Origin of the sequence: Pseudomonas sp. F01002 (genome assembly GCF_004402115.1) — a bacterium.
In the GTDB taxonomy this organism is placed as follows: domain Bacteria; phylum Pseudomonadota; class Gammaproteobacteria; order Pseudomonadales; family Pseudomonadaceae; genus Aquipseudomonas; species Aquipseudomonas frigoris.
Map to the genome: position 1 here is coordinate 1 of NZ_SOPU01000072.1, position 2459 is coordinate 2459.

The 2459-nt window shown below is 58.5% G+C and carries 1 protein-coding gene and 3 pseudogenes; 1 reads left to right on the forward strand and 3 read right to left on the reverse strand.

What is annotated here, in order from left to right:
• Positions 1 to 107: 107 nt before the first annotated feature.
• Positions 108 to 329: pseudogene (locus tag E3W21_RS28840) on the forward strand (transposase domain-containing protein); the annotation flags it as partial.
• A 55-nt stretch (positions 330 to 384) separates the two neighbouring features.
• On the opposite strand, the gene E3W21_RS28845 reads toward E3W21_RS28840, so the two are convergent.
• The 3 genes and pseudogenes from E3W21_RS28845 to E3W21_RS28855 all read right to left on the reverse strand — a co-directional run.
• Complete coding sequence (locus E3W21_RS28845) at positions 385 to 951, reverse strand: adenylate kinase (RefSeq protein WP_134423044.1); 567 nt, start codon at positions 949 to 951, stop codon at positions 385 to 387.
• A 182-nt stretch (positions 952 to 1133) separates the two neighbouring features.
• A pseudogene (locus E3W21_RS28850) lies at positions 1134 to 1702 on the reverse strand (ATP-binding protein).
• Between the two features lie 19 nt (positions 1703 to 1721).
• Positions 1722 to 2459, reverse strand: a pseudogene (locus tag E3W21_RS28855) (IS21 family transposase); the annotation flags it as partial.

Sequence of the window (2459 nt, forward strand, 5' to 3'; positions counted from 1 at the left end):
TAGCTGGGTACTTAACAGTGCCTTTGTAGAGGCTTGAGCCGTGTGCTGGGAAACTCGCATGCACGGTTCTTAGGGGGTTGGACGCGGGTAACCGCGTCTGACTACCCGACAACCAGATCCGGCCATGGGCTCTTGGACGCAAGAACTGGCTCTTTGCAGGGTCGCTACGCAGCGGAAAGCGAGCGGCGGCGATCATGAGTTTGATCCAGTCTGCGCGGCTGAATGGCCATGATCCGTATGCGTATCTGAAGGATGTCCTCACACGTCTGCCGACGCAGCGGGCGAGTGAGGTCGAGCAGCTATTGCCGCATCAATGGATACCTGACTAACCTGCGCAAGGGCAAGGTATATTCTGGGTACGCCTACTATTAGTTAGCGATTGCCTCAGGAAAAGGCTGCGCCTGAGGGTTGCTCCGATGCTCGCGACAGCGCATGAGTGACATCAGCAGCCATCTCCTGCGCACTATTTGTACCGTCAACTTGCAAGACTGGAGACGTTTGTCCTAATAACCATCGCTCGTGCCACGCGCGATTTCGTCCTGAAAAGTCAGGATTGTCGTATTGCGAAGCCCATTCCTTGAATCCCGCATGTATTTCATGCATGTCACCTCCAGGTGCAATACGTTCGCCAAAGCGTGATTTTTCACGAGCGACCAGCCGTTCTAGCCGAATGGGTGTTGGCGTCACGACGAACACGATCAAATCGACCTGATCCAGTAGTGCATCTCCCCAAACCATACAAGAACCAGTCAGTACCCAAGCTTCGTCGCCGAGCGCTTGCTGGATCAAAGGCACCCGTTCACTGGCAGGCCGCTTGGTCGTAAAAGGTGGGTTCGTCGGCATCCAAAAATAATCATCGACGTCGGCGTGCCGCAACCCGAGTTGCACGGCAAGGTTCTGGCCTAATGTGGTTACGCCCGCACACGAGGCGCCTGTAATAAAAATTCGCATTCCTTCCTCCATGAATCCAGGTTGGTTTATGGGGCGGAAGATACTCCATTTCCTTTTCGGTCTCACATTCATATGCGCTGCGGATTCCACGCCATCCGGACACTCAGCCCACCAACATCCGGACACTCATTCCACGCTCATTCGGACAGGCAGTCGGAGCGCAGCGACGCAGGTTTGCATTGTTAGTCTGAAGTCCCTGTTGCCGTCAATTTCGTTGCGCGTCTGCGCATCGATTCGCCCTTCAGTTCGATCCGATAAGCGTTGTGCACCAGCCGGTCGAGGATCGCATCGCCCAAGGTCGGATCGCCGATCAGCGCATGCCATTTGTCCACCGGCATCTGGCTGGTCACCACAGGTAGCGCACGCTGTAGCCATCGCGACAGGCCTTGTGGGCCAGCGCACAAGCGAGCCAGGTTTTGCCCACGCCAGTGGGGCCACCGATGATCAGGTTCAGGCCGTCGCGTAGCCATTGACCGCTGCCTAGTTGCAGGATCAGAGACTTGTCCAAGCCACGCGGGCTGCGGTAGTCGATGTCTTCCAGGCAAGCGTTGTGGCGCAGTCGGGCCGCTTTGAGTCGAGTGCTCAGGCGTCCATCTTCACGCTCGGTCAGCTCGCGGTCGACCATCAGGCCGAGGCGTTCATCGAAGCCGAGATCGTTGATGTCGGGCGTTGCGTGTTGCTCGCTCAGCGCCTTGATCATGCCGTGCAGGCGTAGGGTTTGCAGCTTGTCGAGCGTCGGGTTGGGCAGCATTAGGGGGATCCTTTTTAGGTCAGTGGTAGTAGCCGGGGCCGCGCAGGTTGATGTGCTCGTCGGGCAGTAGCGGAAGGTTTTGTTGCGCCAGCGGCAGCCGTTCCAGCCCTTGGCGCAGGATCGATTCGAGGCTTTTGTAACTGCACGCGCCCAGTGCCAGCGCTCGCTGGCAAGCGGCTTCCAGCCGCTGTTCGCCGTGCTGTTTACTCAGGCGCAGGATCCCCAGGCAGGCGCGGAAGCCGTGCTGCGGATGGACTCGGCGTTCGAGGATGTGGGCGATGACGCCGGCCGTATTCGGGCCTGTCTGGTCTACCCAACGGATCAGTCGCTGAGGTGTCCACTCAGCGTGTTCGCGATGGCTTGGGCATGTGCTCGATCTGGGTGGTGTGGCGGCCTTTGTGAAGCGAGCGCAAATGGCTGGCCACGCGCTGGTTGGCGTGGAAACACTCGACGGTCTGCGCGGTCAACCGCAATTCGAGTTGGTGTTTCACCAGCTGATACGGCACCGAGTAGTAGTGGCCATCGACCTCGACGTGGTAGTCGATGTGGACGCGTACTTTTTTCCATTCGGCGTAAACGTACGGGTGTTCCGGCAGCGCTTGCAGTGCCGGTTGGTCGATGGTCTCGAAGGCTGACCGGCGTGAGCCGGGCAGCTTCTTGAAGGGCTTTTGATTGAGGCGTTCGAGCAGCAGGCTGATTGCCGTGTTGAGTTCTCCGAGCGAGAAGAACTGGCGGTTGCGCAGCACTGCCAGGATCC